The sequence below is a fragment of the Actinomycetota bacterium genome, from assembly GCA_041658565.1.
Classification (GTDB): domain Bacteria; phylum Actinomycetota; class AC-67; order AC-67; family AC-67; genus JBAZZY01.
In genome coordinates this window covers 1-21558 of record JBAZZY010000011.1, presented here as the reverse complement: position 1 = coordinate 21558, position 21558 = coordinate 1, and the positions used below count along the sequence as shown (strand labels likewise).

General features: G+C 64.9%; 19 protein-coding genes. 12 read left to right on the top strand and 7 right to left on the bottom strand.

Annotation, left to right across the window (positions count from 1 at the left end):
- The first annotated feature begins 172 nt into the window (after positions 1 to 172).
- The 5 genes from WDA27_07665 (at position 173) to WDA27_07645 (ending at position 6179) form a co-directional block, all read left to right on the top strand.
- Positions 173 to 799, top strand: coding sequence for a TetR/AcrR family transcriptional regulator (locus WDA27_07665; protein MFA5890812.1), 627 nt, complete (start codon positions 173 to 175; stop codon positions 797 to 799).
- Positions 796 to 2094, top strand: coding sequence for an aspartate aminotransferase family protein (locus WDA27_07660; GenBank protein ID MFA5890811.1), 1299 nt, complete (start codon positions 796 to 798; stop codon positions 2092 to 2094). Before WDA27_07665 ends, WDA27_07660 begins: the two co-directional genes overlap by 4 nt.
- Before the next feature lie 36 nt (positions 2095 to 2130).
- On the top strand, positions 2131 to 2490 hold the full coding sequence (locus WDA27_07655) for an SCP2 sterol-binding domain-containing protein (protein ID MFA5890810.1): 360 nt from the start codon (positions 2131 to 2133) through the stop codon (positions 2488 to 2490).
- Complete coding sequence (locus WDA27_07650) at positions 2490 to 3899, top strand: APC family permease (protein ID MFA5890809.1); 1410 nt, start codon at positions 2490 to 2492, stop codon at positions 3897 to 3899. The genes WDA27_07655 and WDA27_07650 overlap by 1 nt, the downstream gene beginning before the upstream one ends.
- Positions 3900 to 3986: 87 nt before the next feature.
- Positions 3987 to 6179: a DUF6351 family protein gene (locus WDA27_07645; protein ID MFA5890808.1), complete on the top strand. Its 2193-nt coding sequence runs from the start codon at positions 3987 to 3989 to the stop codon at positions 6177 to 6179.
- A gap of 87 nt (positions 6180 to 6266) precedes the next feature.
- Here WDA27_07645 and WDA27_07640 read toward each other — a convergent pair whose 3' ends face one another.
- Positions 6267 to 6632, bottom strand: a complete 366-nt coding sequence (locus WDA27_07640) for an SHOCT domain-containing protein (protein ID MFA5890807.1) — start codon at positions 6630 to 6632, stop codon at positions 6267 to 6269.
- A gap of 34 nt (positions 6633 to 6666) precedes the next feature.
- On the bottom strand, positions 6667 to 8235 hold the full coding sequence (locus tag WDA27_07635) for an aldehyde dehydrogenase family protein (GenBank protein ID MFA5890806.1): 1569 nt from the start codon (positions 8233 to 8235) through the stop codon (positions 6667 to 6669).
- A gap of 119 nt (positions 8236 to 8354) precedes the next feature.
- Here WDA27_07635 and WDA27_07630 point away from each other — a divergent pair, with 119 nt between their 5' ends.
- On the top strand, positions 8355 to 8537 hold the full coding sequence (locus WDA27_07630; protein MFA5890805.1) for a hypothetical protein: 183 nt from the start codon (positions 8355 to 8357) through the stop codon (positions 8535 to 8537).
- Between the two features lie 8 nt (positions 8538 to 8545).
- Here WDA27_07630 and WDA27_07625 read toward each other — a convergent pair whose 3' ends face one another.
- The 4 genes from WDA27_07625 to WDA27_07610 all read right to left on the bottom strand — a co-directional run bounded on the left by WDA27_07625 (position 8546) and on the right by WDA27_07610 (position 15582).
- Positions 8546 to 9988 carry a hypothetical protein gene (locus WDA27_07625; protein ID MFA5890804.1) on the bottom strand — a complete coding sequence of 481 codons (1443 nt, stop codon included), beginning with the start codon at positions 9986 to 9988 and terminating at the stop codon, positions 8546 to 8548.
- Entirely contained in the window at positions 9985 to 12909 is a 2925-nt protein-coding gene (locus WDA27_07620) for a hypothetical protein (protein MFA5890803.1), read from the bottom strand. The genes WDA27_07625 and WDA27_07620 overlap by 4 nt, the downstream gene beginning before the upstream one ends.
- 115 nt (positions 12910 to 13024) lie before the next feature.
- Positions 13025 to 15376 carry an APC family permease gene (locus tag WDA27_07615; GenBank protein ID MFA5890802.1) on the bottom strand — a complete coding sequence of 784 codons (2352 nt, stop codon included), beginning with the start codon at positions 15374 to 15376 and terminating at the stop codon, positions 13025 to 13027.
- Entirely contained in the window at positions 15373 to 15582 is a 210-nt protein-coding gene (locus WDA27_07610; GenBank protein ID MFA5890801.1) for a hypothetical protein, read from the bottom strand. Before WDA27_07610 ends, WDA27_07615 begins: the two co-directional genes overlap by 4 nt.
- Before the next feature lie 147 nt (positions 15583 to 15729).
- Here WDA27_07610 and WDA27_07605 point away from each other — a divergent pair, with 147 nt between their 5' ends.
- From WDA27_07605 to WDA27_07580, 6 genes are all read left to right on the top strand, one after another.
- On the top strand, positions 15730 to 17142 hold the full coding sequence (locus WDA27_07605) for an ATP-binding protein (GenBank protein MFA5890800.1): 1413 nt from the start codon (positions 15730 to 15732) through the stop codon (positions 17140 to 17142).
- A 3-nt stretch (positions 17143 to 17145) separates the two neighbouring features.
- Positions 17146 to 17835 (top strand): response regulator transcription factor, encoded by a 690-nt coding sequence (locus tag WDA27_07600; protein ID MFA5890799.1) that lies wholly within the window; start codon positions 17146 to 17148, stop codon positions 17833 to 17835.
- A 67-nt stretch (positions 17836 to 17902) separates the two neighbouring features.
- On the top strand, positions 17903 to 19846 hold the full coding sequence (locus WDA27_07595) for a GMC family oxidoreductase N-terminal domain-containing protein (GenBank protein MFA5890798.1): 1944 nt from the start codon (positions 17903 to 17905) through the stop codon (positions 19844 to 19846).
- 79 nt (positions 19847 to 19925) lie between these two features.
- A complete protein-coding gene (locus WDA27_07590) occupies positions 19926 to 20417 on the top strand; it encodes a hypothetical protein (protein MFA5890797.1) in 492 nt (163 codons plus the stop codon).
- A 14-nt stretch (positions 20418 to 20431) separates the two neighbouring features.
- Entirely contained in the window at positions 20432 to 20878 is a 447-nt protein-coding gene (locus WDA27_07585) for a hypothetical protein (GenBank protein MFA5890796.1), read from the top strand.
- 85 nt (positions 20879 to 20963) lie between these two features.
- Positions 20964 to 21254 (top strand): DUF2933 domain-containing protein, encoded by a 291-nt coding sequence (locus tag WDA27_07580; protein MFA5890795.1) that lies wholly within the window; start codon positions 20964 to 20966, stop codon positions 21252 to 21254.
- A gap of 1 nt (position 21255) precedes the next feature.
- Here WDA27_07580 and WDA27_07575 read toward each other — a convergent pair.
- The coding region (locus tag WDA27_07575) for a cytochrome c biogenesis protein CcdA (protein MFA5890794.1) at positions 21256 to 21558 on the bottom strand (303 nt) is incomplete at its 5' end.

Here is a 21558-nt window from a genome sequence, read left to right as displayed (position 1 = left end):
GTCTCCCGGGGAAATCCACGGCACTGAGAAGGATCAACTTCTGCGGACGTTCTCGCAAAACCGAGCATTCTCCTTGACGCGCGCCCAACCCGGTTCTATCGTCACATGTCAATCAGGTGATTGGGTGATCCGTCCGGTTTAACCGGAGGGCCACTCGGACGGGGAGACCTCGATGCCTCAAGTCGCAGGCTCGGAGGACCGGCGCGCGCAGATCGTCGCTGCCGCCTTGCGCGTGCTCGCGCGCGAGGGGCTGGCGGGTGCGACGACGCGGCGAATCGCCGCGGAAGCCGGAGTCAACGTCGCAACGCTGAACTACCACTTCGGCGGCAAGGACGAACTGCTGGCGTCGGTCCTGGAGGAAACAACCCGCATGTTCGCGACTGCGGTGCGGCGCGCGATCCGCACCGACTCGGGTCTTCGCGCCGCACTCGAGCACGGACTTGCGGCGTTGTGGCAAGTCGTCGAAGCGACGCCGGACCTGCAACTCCTTCAATACGAACTGACGGCGTACGCGCTCCGCCATCGCGGGTCCGAGTGGCTCGCGCGGCAGCAGTATGAGTCCTACCGTGGCGTAACCGAAGCGCTTCTCACCGAAGCGTGCCGCGAGGCCGGCGAATCGTGCGCGATTCCGGTCGGAGAACTCGCTTCGATCCTTCTTGCAGGCCTCGACGGTCTGATCATCCAGTTCGTCGTCGACCGCGACAGCGCGCGCGCGGCCGGCGGTTTGCGTCGCCTCACCGAGGCGGTCACCACTCTCGCCGATCCGCAACCGGCACCCAGACAGGAGGCGGCATCATGACGAAGGACCACGACGAAGTCCTCGCGACCTTCTCCGAACTGATCAACCCGATGAAGGTGCGCACATTGCGCACCGCCGGACTCGACGTGGTCGAGGACACGCGCGACGGCGTCTACGTCACCGACCTTCGCGGAAGGCGATTCATCGACTGCTTCACCGGCGCCGGCTCGTTCAACGTAGGACGCCGCAACCCGGTCATCGTTGCGGCACTCGAGAAGGCACTTCACGAGGAGGGCGCGGACCTCGGCAACTTCCCGCTGATGTCGGCGGCGAAAGCAGACCTCGCGCGCAGACTCGCCGAGATCACGCCGGGCGACCTCGACTGCGTGATGTACGGAACCGGCGGCGGCGAGGCAATCGACTTCGCCATCAAACTGGCGCGCGGGTACACGTTGCGTCCGGGCATCGTCACGACGAATCGCGCCTATCACGGTCACACCGGGTTCGCGCTCAGCGCGATCGGACGCGACGCGTACCAGGCGCCGTTCGGCCCGCTGATGCCCGGCTTCGTGCGCATCGACTTCGGCGATCTAGATCAAGCCGATGCGGCGATCGACGACACCACTGCCGCGATCATCGTGGAGCCGATTCAAGGTGAGGGCGGAATCAACATCTCGCCTCCCGGCTACCTAGAAGGCTTGCGCCGGATCTGCGACGAGCGCGGCGTGATGCTCATCCTCGACGAGATCCAGACGGGTATGGGTCGCACGGGCACCATGTTTGCGTGCCGGCAGTTCGGCGTCGTTCCAGACATCATGACACTCGGCAAGTCACTCGGCGGCGGCCTGTATCCGATCAGCGCCACGCTTTTCCGGCGTCCGCTGCTGGACTTCGTCTACGCCAACCCCTTCATCCACCTCAGCACGTTCGGAGGCGCAGACTTGGGTTGCAGGGTGGCGCTGGCGACGATCGACTACATCCTCGAGAACGATCTCCCGGCGCGCGCCGCCGAGATGGGCGCGCGCTTCGAAGCAGGCTTCGAGAAACTGATGGCGAGCTTCCCGGAAATGCTCACCGGCATCCGGCGCCTCGGACTCATGATCGGCCTGCAGTTCACCGACGACAGCCTGGGTCCACGCATGAGCAAACAACTCAGCGAGAACGGCGTGATCGCGGTCTACACCGGCAACCAGCCATCGGTAATGCGACTGATGCCGCCGCTGATCATCCAGCCCGAAGAGGTCGATGCCGTACTGGAAGCGTTCGACCGTTCGCTGACCGCGATCAAAACGGGACCCATCGAAGACGCGAACACTCAACCGCAACGCGCGCGACGCCGTCCGGTGCGCGCCTGACTGAAACGTAGACATCCAAGCGGAGGACGACCGGATATGGCGACCCAGGAAGAGATTCGCGAAGCGCTCGACGACTACCAGAAGACCTGCAACGAAAACGAACGCCTGCGCCGCATGCAGCGCGACTGGTCCAAGCTCATCCACTTCGACGCCCTCGATGCGGATGCCAAGTTCACGATGACCGTGGTTGCCGGAGAGATCACGCAGATCGAGGACGGTCTCCAGAGAACGCCCGACATCGTCGTTCGCGCAACGAGCGAGGATTTCGCCGACATGTTCTGGGGAGACCTCAACCCGAGCCAGAAGTATCTCCAAGGCGAGATCAAGGTCCAGGGTTCCCAGGAAGACGTCCTGCGTCTGGACGCGATTACGTCGATCATCTGGCCGGACGCCTGATGACCACGCAACTGCGTCGCGGGATCGGCCTGCGCACGGTCGTCAGCACCTCGACCGGACTCTCGATGGCCGCCATCAACTACCTCGCGGTGGCCGGACTCGTCGTCTTCGTTGCTGGAGATCAGGCGTGGATCGCCATCGCAGTCGCCGGCCTGCTGGCCTTGATCGCGTGGGCCTTCTACGGAGAGCTAAACGGTCTGTTCCCTACGGCGGCAGCCATTCGCCTGTTCATGGCGCGTTCTATGGACGATCGAGTTGCGCTGTCGGTGACGTTCACCTACATGGCTACCCTCATCCTGGTCATCGCTGCCGACGCATTCATTATCGGTAGCGCGGTTGCTCACGTTCTCGGCCAGCCGGCGTGGGCCGCCGCGATCTACATCGCCGCACTGCTCGGCCTGGCGACATGGAGCAACCTGCGCGGAATCCGCGTTGCCGGCGGCTTGCAAGACGTCGCTACGTTCACGGTGCTATCGGTCACCACTTTGATCGCCGTGTTGGGAATCGTCCGGTCGGCGTCCGGTACGCACCACATCGCCAGCCAACTGAACTCAAATCACAGCATGATCACTGCGATTGCGCTTGGAGTGTTTCTCTACAGCGCGTTCGAATGGGTCACGGCCAACGCTGAGGAAGTTCGGCGCCCTGGAGACATTCCGCGCGGCATGCTGATCTCCCTGGGCATTCTTTGCGCAGTCTGCGCGGTTCTGTCGGTCGCAATGAGCAGACTGCTCAGCGGTGCGGAACTGCGGTCCGCGTATCCGCAGGTCTACCTTGGGAGCGCAGTTCTCGGACGGGCGGGCATTGGGATCATGCTCGGCGTCACCGTCCTTACTGCCATCAACACCTTCAACGGCGGTTTCCTCACGGCGTCTCGCTTTATGTACGCGGCCGCGCGCGAGGGCAATCTGCCGCGCGCGTTCTCTCGCTTGAACGACAACGCGGTTCCGTGGGTCCCCGTCGTGTGTCTCGCGGTCGGGTCCACCGTCGTCGCGCTCATGGTTGCCGCAACCTCGAGTTGGGAAGTGCTCGTGGCTACGGGCGCCGCACTGGAAGCCGGGATCTATACGGTGGCTGGTTACTGCGTGCTCACACTGCGCAAGCGCCAACCCGACGCCGACCGGCCGTTCCGCATCCGCGGCGGCCGAACCCTGGCGGTCGTCGGCATGGCGATCTTCGGAACTCTCGCTCTTGCGGCAAGCGTGACAGTCGGCAACTCGACGAACCCTACGCCGCTGGCGATCATCGCAGTGACGGGAGCGTTCTCGACCGCGTACGTGTTGCGCGTCATTCCTCGTTTGCGCGCGGCTGAGGCCGAGAGACTCGCGGCGGCCGGCGGGCGCCAACGGCGACGTCCGGTGCGCGCAGAGAGCGCCGTCGCCGCCGCGCTCCCGGAAGAGAGCGCCTGAACTCAGATCCCTCTGGACACAACGTATTCTTCCCAAATAGGGTGAATGGGATCGGTCGGGAGCCGAGCGTTGAAATCGGGAGGGGTCATGTCCAGCATCCACAAAGCAAACAGGCACGTCCGCGCACAGGTGCGGGGACGCCCGGCGCGGCTCTTGCTCGCGGTGGTCGCGGTGGTCGCAGCGTTCGCGCCGATCATCTCGCGCGCGCAGGACACCGACTTAACGATCGAGGTCATCTCGAACCGCGCAGACCTGATCTCTGCCGGTGACGCCCTCGTAGCGATCGCCCTCCCCGAAGGCGTGGAATCCACCAATGTCAGGGTGGATCTGAACGGCGCCGACGTCACGAACGATTTCGCCGTGCGCGCGAACGGACGCTTCGCCGCGCGCCTGAGTGACCTTGCAATCGGCGACAACGAAGTGACCGCGACGCTCCCCGACGGATCCGGCGCGCGCCTGGTGATCACCAATCACCCCAACGGCGGCCCGATCTTTTCGGGACCGCAGGTCATGCCGTGGGTGTGCCAGGCAGGCGCGGTCGACGTGCAGTGCAATGCTCCCGAAACTTACGAATTCTTCTACATGCCATCCGGGGTCGGCGGCGTCTCGGGCGGAACCGCCGGCTACTCCGCCGGCGGGTTCCAGTCCTACGACAAAGACAACCCGCCGTCGCCCGACCAGATCGCGCAGACCACAACCGATCAAGGCGTCACCGTCCCCTACATCGTGCGCGTCGAGACCGGATACCAAAACCGCGACCAGTACGCGATCGCCGTGCTTTACAACCCTGCCGGAGATTGGCAGCCGTGGGAACCGCAATCGCAGTGGAACCACAAGGTGCTGATCCCCCACGGAGCCAGTTGCGGCATCGACCACAAGACGGGGACCGCGCCTGACGTCCTTGACGACGCGGCGCTGTCGCGCGGATTCGCGGTCATGTCCACGGCACTCAACAACGCCGGGCACAACTGCAACGTCGTGACTCAAGCCGAGTCCATGGTGATGGCGAAAGAGCGCATCGTCGAGCAGTACGGTGAGATCCGCTACACAATCGGAACGGGGTGCTCGGGCGGCTCGCTCGCACAGCAACAAGTCGCAAACGCCTACCCGGGCATATACCAAGGCATCCTGCCGCAGTGCAGTTTCCCCGACGCGTGGTCCACCGGCCAGCAGCTCGTCGACTACCACCTGATCCGCGCTTACGTCGAGCATCCAGATCGCTGGAGTCCCGGCGTCGTTTGGACTCCCGCCGAGATCGCGGCGATCGAAGGCCACCCCAACCACGTGAACTCGATCATCCTGGACTCGCTGTATTTCACGGCGCTCGGCGACCCAACCAACCCATGCGCGGGCGTGACCGATGCGGAGCGATACGACCCCGAGACCAATCCCGGCGGTGTGCGGTGCACGCTTGCCGACTACACGATCAACATCCTCGGCGCGCGCGGAAGTGACGGCTTCGCCGGACGTCCGCTCGACAACGTCGGCATCCAATACGGACTCGACGCGCTGAAGAAGGGACTGATCAGCCAGGCCCAGTTCGTGGACCTGAACGCACGCATCGGCGGCGCAGACATCGACGCCGTGTGGGTACCTGAGCGAGTCGCAGCCGATCGGCCCGCGCTTGCCAACGCTTACCGAAGCGGCGGAATCAACGAAGCCAACAATCTGAATCAGGTTGCGATCATCGATCTGCGCGGCCCGGACCCAGGGGCTTTCCACGACGCCTACCGCGCTTTCGCGGTGCGCGCGCGCCTGGAGCGCGAACACGGCACCTACGCAAACCAGGTCATCTGGGAAGGCACCGTGCCGCTCCTCGGCGATGTCCAGTACACAACCCAGGGTCTGGTCGCGATGGACCGCTGGCTGGCCGCAGTTGAACAAGACACCAGCGGCCTCTCGCTTGCGGAGAAGATCATCAAAGACAAGCCCGCCGACATCCACGACCAGTGCAGTACCGGACTTGGGCAGAAGGCCACCGACGAGACCTGCCCACTCATCGTGCAGCTCTACACAACGCCGCGGATGGTCGCCGGCGAGGGAATCTCGACCGACCAGAACAAGTGCCAGTTGAAGCCGCACCGCCGTTCGGACTACTTGCCCGTCGAGTTCACCCAAGCGCAGTGGACGCAACTGGAGACCGCGTTCCCAACCGGCGTGTGCGACTGGAGCAAGCCCGGAGTGGACCAACAGGACACGATTCCCTGGATGACCTACAACGACGTCGTCGGAGGAGCACCTCTCGGCGACACGCCGGCGTCGGTGCCGTTTAGCGGGTAGCGCGCCGCCGCGAACTCTTCGGCGAGGCGGCGCGCGCCGGTGGCGGGGAACGCGGCGAGCCCCCGCCACCGGTTGTTCAGGCGCGCGCTACGGGGCGGCCGGGCCGCCGAGATCTTGAACCACCTGCAAGAACTCCTCGCGGGAGATCTCGCCGCGCGCGTAACGCATGCGCGCGTGCTCCAGGGCCCCGTCGCTCCGCAAAGCGGGTGGCGGCGGCGGCGGAAGAACGGCGGCAGACGCCGGGCGAGACTTGCTGCGCGCGTTCGCGACCATCCACACAAGGACACCTACGAATGCCGCGATGAGCACGACCATCAAGACGACCCACAAAGTGTCCGGGCCGCCCCACGCGTCGTGGTGAGGCATCTGTCTTGGATACCGGTCCCACACAGTAATCAACTCCTTTTGCCCGCTTCCCTGGTACTCATTCAACACCGCGAGTCTGGGAACCACCTGTGAGCGAGCTTAGGACGGTGTGTGGAAACGCTTAGATTTTGGCCCGAATTGCGCGCAAAGCGTTGGTGCCGATCTCGCGCAGCGCCTTCGCCTTAACGGCCAAGCGCGGATCACCAATCAACTCCGCAACGCCGCGCAACGTTTTGTTGGTCGCCTCGTCATAGGGGTACCACCACAACTTCTTCATGTTCAGCATGCTGCGCGAGGCGCTGACGGGTACCGCGAACTCACGCAAACCGAGCGGGCCGTTCAGCCGGCCGTAGCCGGACTCGCCGACGCCGCCCCACGTTCCCCATGGAACGCCGGCGCCCGCGCCGTGGTCGTTGATGCTGACGCCGCCGGCGCGCAACTGCGAGCGGATCCGCACGCCGCGCTTGGCGTCGCGCGTCCACACCGACGCCGTCAAGTTGAAGCCTTCGCCGTTCGCGCGACGCACTGCTTCGTCGTCGTCGGCAACCCGCACGATCGACACCACCGGTCCGAAGGTCTCCTCGCGGAAGATGTCCATGTCTGCGGAACGGCCCGCGATAATCGTCGGCGCGAACCATCGCGAACCATCGGGCGCGCGCACCGCGCCGTTGGGTCCCCCCGCCAACAGGCGCGCGCCCTTACTGATCGCGTCGTCCACGTGACGCCGAACAACGTCGAGTTGGCGCGCGATAGTCAGCGGTCCGATGTCGGAATCCGCAACGCCCGTGCGAACCTTGCCGAGCTTTTCCACCAGCAGCCGCTCGAACTCGTCGGCCACCGACTCGGCGACATAGATACGCTCGATGGCGCAGCAAGTCTGCCCGGCGTTGAGGAACGACCCCCACAGCACGCCCGAGGACGCAAGATCGAGATTTGCGTCGTCGCACACGAGCGTCGCGTCCTGGCCGCCCAACTCCATCACAACGGGGGTCAGGTGGCGCGCGGCGGCCTCCGCGATGCGCCGCCCCGTGCCGCCCGAACCGATGAAGCAGATCTTGTCGCAGGGAGCGTCCACCAATGCGGCGCCGACATCTCCCCCGCCCTGCACGATGGTCGCCACGCCCGGCGGCAGCGGAGCCAGCACCTCGCGGATCAACTCGCCAACCGCGGGCGTCATCTCCGACGGCTTCAGCACCACGGTATTGCCGGCGAGCAGCGCCGGCGTGATCGCCATGAAACTCAAGAACATCGGGTAGTTCCACGGCGTGATGCACCCGACAACACCGAATGGCCGCCACTCGATCTTTGACTCCGACCCAAACGCCAGACCGAGCGCGCGCCCGGTGCTGCGCGCGCGCAACGCCTTCGGCGCGATGCGGCCCAGGTACGCCAGCGTCAGCATGCTCGGCAGGACGTCGTGCGTGAGCGCCTCAGCGCGCGGCTTGCCGTTTTCCTCGGCAACCGTTTCGAGGATCTCGTCCATACTTGCGGCAATTCGGTAGCGGACTTGGTTAAGCAGTTCCGCGCGCGCGCGTACCGGAAGCGCGGCCCATGCCGGAGCGGCCTCGCGCGCGTGCGCCACCGCCGCCCTGACATCCTCGGGCGTGTTCGCCGGGATCCGCGTCCGCTCTTTCCCCGTGGCGGGGTTGAACGAGACGAGCGTGGCTTCCTGCGTGACGGGTTGCTCCATTGGGAGATCTCCTTCGGGGTGGCCGCGGCCCTCGCGCGCCCCCCCAAGAGTACGGCAAGCCCGCACACCGCTTCCATCCGCCTCTGGTCCGCTCCCGATCGGCGACCTACGATAAGGACATGGAACTCTCACTGATCGCCGAGGAGGCCGCGCTGCTTCAGCGGGTCCTCACGGAGTACGTCTCGGATCTCCACAGGGAGATCGCCGGAACCGACAGCTACGAGTTCCGCCAGGGGCTAAAGCGCGACGAAGAGGTTCTGAAGAAGTTGCTCGACCACCTGACGGTACCCGCTAGCCGCTGACCGCTGCCTCAGGGCAGTTCCGGCGGCGGAGCCAGGCCGTCGGTTGCCGTCAGCGCCGAGCACCGCTCCAATTTCGGCTCCACTTGGAACCCGAGTCCCCCTGCGATATCTCGCAATGTGCACGACACGTGCTCACCAATCGTCGGGCTTACCGACAGCGCCCAGTTGTCGTTGCCGAACGCCGGATACAGCGCGCCGTTCTGCGCCGGCGTCGGAACGCCCTCGAGTGGAGAAATCAGGTACCCGACCTGATCGTTGGTAAGCCCGAAGATGAAGTGTTCGGAGGCAGTAACGCCACGTGACAGTGCGAAGCTGATCTCCGGGTATGCCTCCCCGGGAGTGCCGCCAAACAGGACGTCGCCCACCCGAATGGCCGACACATGCGTCCCCATGACCGCACCGGTCGCCCAGGGGTGCATCACAGAACGATCGATCGAGGCCTCGATGACGTTCGCCGGGTGCTGGCTGTTCATTGGAACGTACGCCGCATACAAGATCGGCGCGGTCAGCGGCTCGCGAATGAACGTTAGCCCTGCGGCAACACCCGGTGTTTCAATCCTCGTTGCCGACGCCATTGCCCGGTCTGCCAACCCGTCCACGAAGACGAGGAACTCATCGAACTCATCTTCATCGAAACGCGCTCCGATGCCGCCGAGCGCGCCCACCATGCCCAGGGCCACGCCACCGTGCTCCACGGCGTAGTTGTTCGCCAGCGTGCCGGTCCAGTCCCCCGAAGCGAGACTCTCCTCGTCCAGTACCGACGCGTGCGGCGAGAAGTTGATGAGCGTGGCGATGACGGTTTCGTCTGCGCGCCGAGCCTGGAAGACGCGAAGTTCGCGGTCGATCTGATCCAGGACACCGCCGGTCCCGTCCCAGTGGTTCTTGAGTTCGTCCGGGTTGCTGGGTTCGTACGTCGCGGCACCGACGTACAACTCCGCAGGCTCCAGCGAGCGGTTCGCTTCGTAGATCGCCTGGATCAGTCCGGTCGCGAGTTTGCGAAGGTACTCGGGGTCTACTCCACCCCAAATGCCTTCGACGTCGGGACTGGAGTGCGAATGGTCCGACGTGATCATGATCGACGAAGACGGAATCCCGGTTGCCTGGGACGCCGCGAGACGAACGTCGTAGGCCCCGGCCGGACCGAACTCATCCTTGTACTTAGCGAACAGCCCGATGTTCGACGACGTGGCAATCGCGACCTTGCTCCCGCCGGACTCGATGACGATGGCGCGCGCGTACAACGTTTCGCGCTCGCCGGTTGCAGGACGCGAGCACCCGATCCCGAAGCCGCCGAGACACACGCGCTGGGTGGCGAGGTCCACCAGTTTGGACGGAGAAACATCCACGGCAGCCGCGCCGACTCGGAAGTCCGCAGAAGCCGGCGCAGGAATGGCGTACATGGCCGGCAGAGCCATCAACACGACGGCAAGCACCAGAGTGATTCGCTTCATCCGACAACCTCCACACGCTGACCGTTGGTCTCTCCATACGTATCCACGATGCCGCCGGGTTCTACCGACGCGCGCTCGCCCGGACTCAGTTCTGCATGCGCCACCCACCATCCGGTTTCCGGATCAAACTCGGCCGGCACGGACTCACTCACGCCGTCCGCGCGCGCAACCGTCACCGTCGCCGAAGCCACCGCGGCGGTATCCGCCCACGGCCGGAAGCTGCACTGCGGGCAGTACTGCTGGTGGCGCGCCGGATCGGCCAGTCCGTACGTAAACAGCCGGCGCTCGTTGCGAATGAACGGGAAACGGCTCTCATACGAATCCGGGTAGTCGACGGGGCCGACGACGTAGGTATTGGGGGTTCCAAAGGCGTGGGTGCCGACAGGCCCCACGCGGAACGAAACGTCGCCACCGGGCTCCACGCGCAGATCCTCAACCGTGATGCCGGCCCAAGGGCGCACACGGAACGACTCGCTCTCCAGGTGATACGGCTCGACGCGCGACGGTGCGCCCGACCGGCGAACCCCGTCGATCACGAAGCGGTACGCCCCCTCGGGCGTAACGCCGGGGCGACCCCCGGGGCGCTCGAGATCGGACACGAACGCCTCGAACGATGCCGTCCACGTCCACGCGAACTCCCCGGCTCGCCACGCCGGAAGTTCGGCGGGAACCGGGGAGTCCACCATGACCTGGACCTCGCCCGTTTGGTCTCCCCACTGCTCCCAGCGATTATCCACGAGCCTCTCTACCCGCACGTTGGGAAGATCGTCGTAGCTCGATCCACCGATCCAACGCACACTCGCGGCGTCGAAACGGCGAACGTCGATCGGCTGCTCGACGACTCCAACGACACCACCGTCGGCGGGCAACGATGCCTCATATGCGGCAGTGAAGGCGGCCGACAGCTCTCCAAGATGCTGCGCGAGCAGATCGGCCCGGACGCCCTCGGCCTGGTACGCAAGATCCAGTGGCGAGAGCGCAAGGTCGTCTCCCCCGTTCAACGACGCGGCCATGCGCGCCAGCCTGGTCGCCAGGAAATCGGAGCCGTGCGGCCCGAGGCCCGAGAGCGCCTTGCGGTAGTGGTCGTGCGACCGGTACTCGCGGTACGAGGGGATGTACCCCCAGTAGTCGTTTGCCATCCCCACCGCGATCGGAAGCCGAAAACCGTTCTCGGCCAGTTCCTCGCGGGTGAAGTTCCCCTTGATCTGAGCCGGATCCACCGGCTCGGAATCCGCGTACGGCGCGTACTCGGGGTCGTCCCACCCGTCGGCGTCGTTGTGTATCTGCGCGCGCATCGTTCGATACGCCACATCGGTCACCGGAGGAAGCGACGTCTGCGGTTTCCGTGGATCCGGACATGTCCAGCGAGTATCCGCGCCCTGCGTGCACGGCTGCACGGTCGTCCAGTCCCACCCTTCCCAGAGGTTGTCTTCGATCAGGTCGAGCCGGCTCTCGATGTTGAGAACCTGATCCGTGAACTGCTCGGCCGGAGCGAAGGTGATACCAATGTCGCCGAGTCGCATCGCTTGCAGATGCACGGCGATCGTCTCCTCGACACCGGTGAAGGCGGTTGCGCCGTAGCTGGAGGGAATAGGAACCCCGGCGGCGCGCGCTTCGTCGTACAACGTTGAAAGATCCACCGGCGACGCGTCCATGACCGGATGAGTCGCGTCGCCAAAGGGAAACTCGCAGTCGGGAAGTCCCGCAACGGGCACTCCCGGATCTCCTCTAAAGGCCCTTGCAGTGTTGCAGTTCGACACACCCGGGTAGGGGCGCGTCGTCGGCGGTGCGACGCGAACCGAAACCGCCGCCACTTCGAAGTCCTCGCGCAGCGGCGCGAACAAGTTCGGCATCTCCGCGGATCCCTCTCCCCGAGACCAACGCTCGATGTTTGCTCGAGTCTGCGCAACGCGATCCGCCAACAGGCGCGCGGCTCGCTCGAGCTGGCCGAACTTCATGTCCTGAAATTCCCTGCGAGCCTCGGGAGGATGCACCCGCGTGTCCTTGTGGGGACCGGACGTGCCTGTCTCCCGCTGAGACCAAAGCGTGACTCCACCAATCTCGCGATCGGTGACCCGGTACAACGCATGGGTGATGTCGCCGTTGAGCAGCCCGTCGCCAAAAACCCACTCCGGGTGCAGCCCCATGATGAGCCACGTCGCCAGCGGTCGCGGCGATCCGGGATCCGAAAGATCATCGAAACTCACGACCGTGATCCGGCCGGCTGTGAACGACCACGGCTGACCGGCCGGCGTCCCATCATCGCCGACCTGCGGGCCGTAGGAGTGACTCGAGATCTCGTTAAACGGAACGGTGGCTCCACCGACACGCACCGGCACAAGATTGCCTGATGCCTCAATCACCGCTTGCGACATCTTCTGTGCCATGTACTCGAAGAACCGCACATCGAAGACGTCCTCGAAGACCCACAGTCCCCACGAGGGCGACGAGTAGTAAGGCGACGAGTGACTATGCGACGCCGTCACCGCGAGGTTCTCCGGCGTAATCCCCACGTAGGCGCCGTCGATCAGGCCGAGCGAAACGTCGCGATCGTGTTGTTGAAGCAACCCGGCGACGCGACGCGTCAACAGATCCTGCGGCAAGTAAAGGTCGTGGGTGATGATTGCGACGCGCTTGCCTTCGGAATCCTCCACAACAAGCGCGCGCGTCGTGCTCCGCGAAGCGAGCCCGTATGAGGACGCCTTCCAAGTGGAATGACCGTACGGGTCAACCGGCACATCGGGTCCGGGAACCGATCGCGCATCTGCGTACTGCCCTTGGGACGCCCCCAGGTGCCAACTCGCGTCCACGACGGCTACGCCTGCGCGCGCGTGCCCTGATCCAAAACCCGGCGCGCCCGGACTCGCCGTCGGGGCGATGACCGCCAGCGCAAGAACGAAAACGGCAACAGTTCGTTTCATGCATATTTGTTCGCTGACGCTACGACATCTCCTGCTTTGCCCGATCTTCGGCGGCCTGTCCGGCAGGAGCCACGGACCCAACAGGGCCGACGTGCAGACGCGGAGCGCGCGTGTCTCAGTCCAGGTGGTAGGGAACGCTCGAGACGACAACCCCGGGCTCAAACAGCAGCGCGACGCGCAGGGCGAGGGCCGTTTGGTTGTGCAGGAAGCCGTGCCACCATCGGCCGACGATGAACTCCGGGATGACTACCGACACCACCAAGCCCGGGCGTTCCGCGCGCAATCTTCGGACGTAGCGCACTAGGGATTCGGATACATCTCGGAAAGGCGCGTCGATGATCTCAAGCGGAACGTCGACTCCCCAACGGTTCCACTCCTCCATCACTCGCGCAGTTTCGCTCGGATCAATGTTGAAGCTCACCGCAGTCAGGCCCGCCGGCCTCAGCGACTGCGCGTAGGCGATGCTGCGCAGCGTTGCGTTGTGTACCGCCGACGCGAGAACGATCGCTTCGACCCGCGAAGGAGCGACCGGCCGCAGCGGGGCGGACGTAGCGGACGTCGCGCCGTGGTCACGCAACAGCGGCACATCCGTCACCACGACCCCGGGCAAAGCGCGCAGGGTTGATTCGCTGAACAGCGTTCTCCACCGGCCGATAAGTTGACGCCAGCCTGTTCGAATCGTTTCGGGCACAACGATGGTGATGAACTCGTCCTCGGCGAAGGCCCGTGACTTCACGTAGCGCCGGATCATTTCCGGCAGCCCCTTCCCCTCTGAGGGAACGACATCCAACGGCGTTCCCGAGCAGGACGCGCTCCAGTCCGCGACAACTTTGGCGGAAGTCTGATCTGTGCCGACGTGCAGACCTCGCACCTCCCGCGGACGAAGGGCGCGCGCATACCCGACCGCGCGCAAAGTTGCCTCGTCAACGTTTTCGACCAACACGATCGCCCTGGTTGCCGCAACGGCGCGGGGCCGGTCTTCCAGCACCCTCAACTGACGCCCAACAGACCGGTAGTGGGAGTGAATCCCCTTGAACCCCAGCACGATGAACGGGATCGCGACGACGACGACCCATGCACCGTGAGTGAACTTCGTCGTCGCGACCACGATAAGCACCAATCCGGTTGCCACGGCCCCCACTGTGTTCAGTGCCGCGCGGCGACGCCATCCGGTTGGTTCACGAAGACGACGCCAGTGCACAACCATGCCGATCTGTGACAACGTGAAGCTCGTAAACACCCCGACCACGTAGAGCTGAATGATTCGCGTGACGTCTGCGTGATAGATCCACACCAAGAGTGAAGCCATTCCCGAAAGCACGATGATTCCGTTCGAGAAGACCAGCCTGTCCCCGCGGTTGATGAACTGACGAGGCATGTACCGGTCTCGCGCGAGGATCGACGACAGTCGCGGGAAGTCCTGATAGGCCGTATTGGCGGCCAAGACCAAGATCAGCGCCGTCGCTACCTGCACGATGCCGAAACCCAACCCCGAACCGAACACCGCAAACGCGATCTGCGCCACCACCGAGCGATCCTCCGACGGATGCACTCCAATCCGGTGCGCCAGGTAGGTGAGCCCGACGAACATGGTGACGGACAAGACTCCGAGGATCGCCAGCGTCGTTGCGGCGTTGTGTGCCTGTTCCTTGGGGCGACCGCCTTGAAACGCCGGAACCCCGTTGGCAATCGCCTCAACACCGGTGAGCGCCGTTGAACCGGATGAGAACGCGCGCAGGACGAGGAAGAGGGTCAGCCCTTGGGTAACATGCAACGCCTCAGGCGCGGCCGCAACCGGACAAGTTCCCACGGTGCATCGAGCCAAGCCCACGCCGATCAGCGTAAGACTCGAAATCACGAAGGCGTAGGTGGGGATCGCGAACACAAACCCCGACTCCCTAGCCCCCCGGAGGTTCGCCACGGTGATGCAGGCGATGAACGCCAACGAAACCGCCACACGGTGATCCAGCAACTCCGGCACCAGCGACGCCAATGCGAACGCGCCCGCGGCGATGCTCACCGCGACGGTAAGAACGTAGTCGGTCAGTAACGACGCCGCCGCAACCAGTCCGGGGATCTCGCCGAGGTTTTCCTTGGCGACGATGTACGCGCCGCCGCCGCTCGGGTACGCGCGCACCGTTTGCCGGTATGAGATGACCACGATGGTCAGGACCGTCGCCACCGCCGCCGCGATCGGCAACGACCACTTGAGACTCCCCGACCCCGCAAGCGCGAGTACCAGCAAGATTTCCTCGGTCGCGTACGCATTCGAAGAAAGTGCGTCGGACGCGAACACCGGCAACGCCAGGATCTTTGGGAGGAGGTGGTGCCCGGCCTCTTCAGTCGCAATCGGCTTGCCCAGCAGCAATCGCTTCGCGACCGCCCCGAAACCGGTCCGACCGGCGACGAGACGCCGTCCAAGGGCCCTGCCGTCGCTGTGCCGGGAAGTGCCGACATCGGTCTTCATCGGGCCGCCCGCCGACCCGATGCCTTCACCTTCGCTGGGTCCGGTCCGCGCGCCGGCCCCATTCTTTCGATAATTTCGTCGATCAACTCGGCCGGCTGCGACGCCCTCTTCCACTCTCGCCAAACGAGGTACGACCGGAGCACGGGGCCGAAGAGCATGCCGACGATGATCCCTACGACGATTCCTGCAACGAATCCGTCCGTCATGACAATCGTGCCTCCTACGATCATTCTCGGGAGCAAGCCGTTGCGCGCGCGTAAGGGATTAGCCGTACGCCGTAAGGAAGTTGTGAGGATCAAATCCCCGTCCGACTTGTGCAGTCGCCCGGACGGGGACAGACTCAGGCTGAGACCATGAGCTCCTCAGCGGAACGCCCCGGCGGCGAACTCGGAAGGATCCCGCGCGCCCTGCTGCCGGTGCTGGCGACCGGAGCCATCACTGCGCTCGCACTGCTCCCCGGAGAGATCTCGCCCACAGTCGCAGCCCTTGCTTATGTGCTTGCAGTGATGCTCTCGGCGCCCGCCGGGATATGGGCAGGACTGGCTGCATCGCTCCTAGCTTTCCTCGGACTCAATTTCTTCTTCACGCCCCCTCGCCTGACTTTCAGCGTCGCTAAGTCCGAGGACTTCGTCGCTCTGCTCGTATTCCTGGTTGTCTCGGCAGTCGTCGGCGCGCTGATCTCAACCGCGTTGGGGCAACGGGCGCGCGCCGAACGCCGCGAGCGAGAAGCGCGCTTGCTGCATCACTTGTCCGGCCGCCTACTGTCGGGGGAACCGCCGCGCGCGGTTCTGCGCAGTTTCGCGGAGGCGATCACGGACCTGCTCGGTCTCTTGCGGTGCGAGGTGTCGACTGATTCGGACTCCTCCCCGCTGGTCGTTCAGCCCAAGGGATCGATCGACACCGAGGGACAAGCCGAGGAGTTCTCAATGACTTCCGGCGCTTTGGAAGTCGGACGGATCACGATCACCTCGCGCGCGGGGTTGAGTCAGGAAGAGCGCGAGGTCATCCGCTCTTTCGCGACGCAAATGGCACTGGCGTTGGAGCGGATGAGACTCGCCGACGAGGCGCGCCGGGCTCACGTCGAGGCCGAAGAGAGCAACCTGCGCGCGGCCTTGTTCTCCTCGGTCACCCACGACCTGCGCACACCACTCGCATCCATCACCGCGGCGGTCACAAGCCTGCAGGACGAACAGACAAGCTTCAGCGACACAGATCGCAGCGAATTGCTGGCCACTATTCGCCACGAAGCCGAGCGCTTGAATCGTTTGGTGGGAAACCTCATGGATCTCGCGAGGATTCGCGCGGGCGCGCTCGTTCCGACCAAGTCGCCCGCTGCAATTGTAGATGTGATCGAAGGCGTCGTGGCAAGGCTGCAACCGATGCTGTCGCCTCATGAGATCCTCCTGCGCGTGCGGGAGGACATCCCGGATGTTCCCATGGACGTCCTGCAGATCGATCAGGTCCTAACCAACTTGCTGGAGAACGCGGCCAAGTTCTCTCCCCCAGGCTCACGCATTACCGTCGCTGCCGCCGAATGGCACGACACCCTCGAGGTTCGAGTGGCCGACACGGGTCCGGGGATTCCGCCGGAGCAACGTTCGACCGCATTCGACGCTTTCGTGCGCGGCAAGGAACCGGGTTCCGGCACCGGCCTCGGCCTTTCCATCGCGCGCGCGATCGTCGTCGCGCACGGAGGTCAAATCCGCATCGAAGGAACCCCCGGCGGCGGAACTACAGTCATCTTCAACTTGCCTTCCGGAGGTTGACATATGCCCGCGACTCGCATTCTCGTCGTCGATGACGACCCGCAGATCTTGCGGGCCGTGGGAACGAGCCTGCGCGCGCGCGGCTACGAAGTCCTCACCGCCGGCAACGGGGAAACGGCCCTAGCAACCCTTGCGAGTACGGATGTCGATCTGCTTGTTCTCGATCTTGGGTTGCCGGGCATCGATGGGCACGAGGTCATCCGGCGGATGCGCTCGTGGACGAAAGTGCCCGTAATAGTGCTGAGCGTTCGCGAGTCGCAAGAAGACAAGATCTCCGCTCTGGACGCCGGAGCAGACGACTTCGTCGTGAAACCGTTCGCGATGGAGGAGTTGCTCGCGCGGGTGCGCGCGACTCAGCGACGCGCCGGCGGCGAGGACCTGCCCGCAGTCCTTCACTTCGGCGAACTCGAAGTCGATTTGAGCAGGCAACTGGTATTGCTGAGCGGGATATCCGTTGAACTCACTCCGACGGAGTACCGCCTCCTGGAAGCCATGGTCACCAACCCGGGAAAACTGCTGACTCACCAGTGGTTGCTGCGCAAGGTGTGGGGATCCGGGTACGGCAGCGAAACCCTCCGGGTCTTCGTTCGCCAGCTGCGGCAGAAGCTCGGTGATGATCCGGCGCGCGCCCGATGGATCATCACGCTGCCCGGAATGGGTTACCGCTGGCGCGCCGAACCCGACCGCGAGTGACCGTTTCTTGTTTCGTGGGCGGCTGGGGCGCTAACGTTCCGCGGAACTCGCTAACGGGGAGACGAGCATGGGACGAACACTGACTCGGCTGGAGTTCCGCGCGCTCGAAGCTATCGCCGACGCGCTCGTCCCCGAGGGCGGCGCCATCCCCCAGAGTGCCTCGGAACTCAATCTGGCCGCCGACATCGACGACATGTTGTCGCGCTTTAGCCCTACTGCGCGCAGACTCGTGCGCGCGATGATCGCCGGCGTCGAAGTTGCGCCGTTGCTCTCCGCCCACCCCCGCCTGCTGCACTCGATGTCGCCGGACGCGCGCGACCAATGGCTGGCTTCAAACCGTAAGGGCCGCAAGGCGCGCGCGATCAAGGAGGCCCTCGGAGGCGTTCGCACGCTGGTTGCGATCGCCTACGCAAGCCACCCGGACATCAGTGCGGCGATCGGTTACCGGGAAGAGCCGCTGCTGCCGCTTGACTGGAGCACCGTCCCGGCGGCCGTGAATCTCGATGTCGTTCAGTACCCCGACGTGCGATCTCAGACCATCGACGCCGACGTCGCGATCATCGGGACCGGCGCGGGGGGGGCGGTCGCCGCCGAGACGCTGGCGCGCGCCGGGCTGCGCGTCGTGCTGCTCGAAGAAGGCGGTGCTTACAACCGCGAGAACTTCCGTGGACGGCGCGCGATCGACCGCGCGATCGACCTGTACCGCGACCAAGCCATGACCGGAACGATCGGAGCGCCGGCGATCCAGTTGCCTCTGGGCCGCGTCGTCGGCGGAACTACCGTGGTGAACTCCGGAACGTGCCATCGCACACCCGCCGGCGTCCTGGACGAATGGTCGAAGTCCGGACTTCCCGACGTGACGCCCGAGGATATGGAACCGTGGTTCGACGTGGTCGAGGATGTCATCGGCGTTCAGCCGATACCGGACGGCGCGGCAGGCATGAACGCCGAAGTTCTGCGCCGCGGCGCGGCCGAACTGGGGCTCTCGGGCGGACCGATCCGACGCAACGCGCGCGGATGCCACGGTCACGGTCCGTGCAACTTCGGGTGCCCGGTGGACGCCAAGCAAGCAATGCACGTGTCGTACCTGCCGCGCGCCGTCGCAAACGGTGCCGTGATCTACGCACACGTGCGCGCGCGCAAAGTCTGGATCGAGAACGAGCGCGCGGTCGGCGTCATTGCGGAAGTTCGCGACCCCGACACCGACAAGCGCCGCGGGACGTTGCGCGTGCGGGCGCGCGCCACCGTCGTGGCCGCCGGAGCGGTGCACACGCCGGCACTGTTGCTGCGCCAGGGGATCGCCGACTCGTCCGGCCAACTCGGCCGGAACTTCGTAATCCACCCCGGCGCCGGCGTCACAGCACTGTTCGATGAGGACTTGCGCGCGTGGCGTGGCGCAGTACAGGGCTACTTCGTCGATCACAAGATCGACGAAGGCATCTTGCTTGAGTCCACGTTCCCGCCGCCTGGGATCACGTACTCGGCAAGCTCGATCCCGGGAACCGGTGCCGAGTACAAGGAGTTGTTCGCTCAGTACCCAAACATGGCTTCCGTCGGCTCGATCATCAGCGACGGTCCGAACGGACACATCCGTCCGCTCGGGAACCAAGCGCTGATGCGCTACAACCTCTCGCGCGAGGACACCGCGAAAGTGGTAGAGGCCATCGCGTTCACGTCCGACATCTTCTTCGCCGCCGGCGCAAGGACCGTCTTCCCAATGTTGCCGGGATTGCCGACGATCCATTCGCGTGAAGACGTGTCGAAGATCCGCGAAGGCCACTGGCGTCGTTCGGACCTGAAGTTGTCGGCGTACCACCCGATGGGAACGGCGCGCGCCGGCGCAGACCCGCGCACATCTGTGACCGACCCATGGGGGAAGGTGTGGGACGTGCCCGGTTTGTGGATCTTGGACGGATCGATCATGCCGTCCTCGACTCGGGTGAACCCACAGGTGACGATCATGGCCATGGTCGCGCGCAACGCCGCGCGCCTCGCGGACTCCCTGACGTAGCCGACCCCGCGCCGTCTTCATCCCCGGCACGTCGATCTTCACAGCGTCTTCATCCGCGCCTCGTAGGGTTCCTCACGACATGGACGAATCCGCCACCGCCGACGAGTCGGCCGCCCGTGCGCGCCATATGACGCCCACGCGGTCACACTTGCGCAGCGTTCGCATGGGCGTCATCGGCGCCGCGGCGCTCGCAGCCTTCTACGCAGGCGTCGTCGGCGCGGCATCGGGTTCGCTCGATCATCTCGTGCGGCAGACGCGAGAAGACTGGTACTTCCTCACGCCGATCATCGCCGGGTTCGGGCTCCAGGTCGGCCTGATGGCCGAACTTCGGCGGCGGCGTTCAATGGGGCGCGCGGTCGCGGCCGCAGGGACAACGGGCGCCGGATCGTCGGCAGTCGGGATGATCGCGTGTTGCGCGCATCACATCGCCGACCTCGCCCCGTTCGCGGGAGCAACGGGAGCCGCAGCGTTCCTAACCGACTACCGGATTGCTTTCATGCTCGGCGGCATCGGAGCGAACGCCGTCGGCGTGACGGTGGCCGCCGGACGACTGCGCCGAATCCGGCATTGAAAGAGGACCCGAGAATGGATGCGACCGAGATCAAGCCGGATACAAGGGCGAAACGATGGATCGTCGCTGTTGCCGTCGGCGCCGTCCTCCTCGTCACGCTCGCGGTCGCGGTGGCTCTGCGGAGTCGCACGAACAAGCAGGCAACCGCCGCGTCGCTCCCGACGAGAACCGTGTCCGTCGGCTCGATCGAGATCGAGGTGCGACCACGTCAACTCGACACCTCCGGCATTCGATTTCAGGTGGAACTGACAACGCACAGCGGGAATCTCGGCATGACACCGCGGGGCCGACTGGAGATTGCAGGTCTCGCGTGGGCAGGCGGGACATGGACGGGTGATCCGCCCGGTGGCCACCACCGCTCCGGAGTCCTTGCGTTCTCGCGTGGAGGCCCCACGAACGGAATCCTCACGCTGACCCTCGAGGGCTTTGCGGAGCCCGTGGTATTGAACTGGGAGATCTAGAGGAGCTTGTCCAAGACCCTGGAGTCTTCATTCCGCCCTTACATGTTGCGTCTACGGTGAGGGCAGACAGATAGATGGAGGGGCGATGGCTGCAAACCAAGTGAACCGACGCAAGGTGCAGTTGGCGGTTGTGGGGCTCGGTGCCGTCGCGATCGCGGTTGGACTCTTCGAAGTGCGACTGAGTACCGTCCTTTCGCTCGGGCTACTCCTCCTGTGTCCGCTCATGATGATGAGCATGCACGGCGGCATGGGAAGGCACGGCGGGACGAAGAATGACGACCGGGCGCCGGGCAACCAGCCGGACACAGCACACTCGGGGAACGGGGCCGGGCCGACCTGTCATCGTTCGGTTCGAAACCAAGGGACCGACAAGTGATCTAGATGGGCGGCCAGCCTCGGTTGGAGACCCAGCGGATGAGCGGGATGAACATCTGCTCCCATCGACCGGTCACCAGCAGCGTGCCCATGCCCAGCAGAACTACGCCGCCGACGCGCTCGATTGCCGACCGCCTCCTGCGCAGGAATCGGAACGCCCGTCCCGTCCCAGTCGATCCCAGCGCCAGCAGCAGGAACGGAACTCCCATTCCCAGCGAGTAGACGAACAGCAGCAGCGCCCCCTTCCAGACGGTCTGAACAGTCGCGGCAGTCGCAAGGATCCCGCCGAGTACGGGTCCGACCGC